Below are 1647 nucleotides of genomic sequence, written 5' to 3'. Positions count from 1 at the left end.
GTCAGACCCGGCCGTTTTGAAGGCCTGCCGGCTGGCGGCTCAGCCTTCTGCCTTGTGTGCCTTGGTGGCGGCCTGGACCGCAGCCGACGGCGCCGGGGCGGGACGCGGCCCATGACGTGATGTTCGCCTTTGCATTTCACGCCTTCTGGCCGGGCGGCAAATGGATGCTGAAATAGCAAAAGGCGCGCCGGGCTGGCGCGCCTTTCGGTGCCGGTGTCCGGCTGGAGCGCTCAGAACAGGAAGTTCTCCGCGTCCTGCAGCTGCGCCACGGTGATGTCCTGGACCAGGATAGTCACATCGGCAAAGGACACCAGCACGTCATCGCCTTGGGCCTGGAATTGGAGGCCGCCGAGATCGTCCGCGCCGCGGCCGATGCGGATATGGTCCTCGCCCGCGGTGAAATCGGTGATGGTGTCATTGCCGTGGCCCTGGTGGAAGACAAAGATATCGGCGTGGGCGCCGCCGGCCAGCAGGTCGTCGCCCTTGTGGCCGAGCAGCACATCGCGGCCGTTGCCGCCCATCAGGGTGTCGTCGCCGGTTCCGCCGGACATCGTGTCATTGCCGCCGCCGCCGGACATCCGGTCATGGCCGGCGCCGCCCTTCATATTGTCGCGGCCGGCGCCGCCAAAGAGCCTGTCGCCCCCGCGGCCGCCATCCAGGAGGTCGTCGCCGGAGTCACCCTTCAGCTTATCCTGATCATCGCCGCCGAGAAGCGTGTCGTTTCCGCTGCCGCCTTGCAGCGTGTCGTTGCCTGCGCCGCCTGCAAGCCTATCGTGACCGTAAGTGACAGAGCTTCCACCGCCTTGAATGGTGCCATCGCCTAGAAGAGAGTCGTTGCCGTTGCCCCCAAACAGGCTGTCGTCGCCAAGGCCTCCGTACAGGCTGTCTCTCCCAGCGTTGCCAAAAACTCGGTCATTCCCATAATCGCCATGGATAATGTCGCCACCACCTTCGCCAAACAAATGGTCGTTGCCATATCCCCCGAGGATCAGGTCATAGGCCTTGCCGCCGAAAACGCTGTCGTCACCGTACCCCCCCATGATGAAATCGAAGGAAGCGCCGCCGGTTATCGTGTCATTCCCGCCGCGGCCATGGATCATGCCTTTGCTGTTAACATCACCGGTGGTTCTGCTGATGATAGTGTCTGCCGAGTCGCTACCTTCCTGGATTTCTCTGGTAACGCTTCCGTTTTCAATCACCTCGACGTTTAAAAGGTAGTCCTCTACCTCGCCCATAGAGGAAAAAACGTATACGCCATAGGTAGGGTGAAAGCCGTAACCGCCAATTTCTTTGTCTGCATCAATAACAAAAGTGTCATGCCCGCTGCCGCCGTTGATGGTGTCATCGCCGGTGCCGGACTGGATGGTGTCGTCGCCGCCGTAGGTCTCGATATACTCGCCGCCGTTCCAGGCTGAGGTATAGGTGTCATTCCCGGCCAGCTGCTGCTGCAGCAGGGTCTCCAGGTCCTGCGTGGCCAGATCCTCGTAGGTTAGGTCGAGGCCCGTCACGGACAGAACGGTTGTCCCGTCATAGCGCATCGTGAAGGCAGATATGGTGCTGCCTGCCGTGACCTCGTTCGAGGAATTGTAGTTAAAGGACCCTTGAAAGGTGATGGTGAAGCCGTTGAAACCCACCACCAGCCTGGAG

Annotated in this window: 1 protein-coding gene; it reads right to left on the bottom strand. The window is 61.3% G+C overall.

What is annotated here, in order from left to right:
- Positions 1 to 230: 230 nt before the first annotated feature.
- On the bottom strand, positions 231 to 1647 hold a 1417-nt coding region (locus LHL23_RS23385; RefSeq protein WP_226431757.1), incomplete at its 5' end, for a calcium-binding protein.

The sequence above is a fragment of the Leisingera sp. McT4-56 genome (genome assembly GCF_020514995.1).
Taxonomy (GTDB): domain Bacteria; phylum Pseudomonadota; class Alphaproteobacteria; order Rhodobacterales; family Rhodobacteraceae; genus Leisingera; species Leisingera aquaemixtae_A.
The sequence above is the reverse complement of the archived record's forward strand: the minus strand, read 5'-3'. Positions and strand labels throughout refer to the sequence as shown.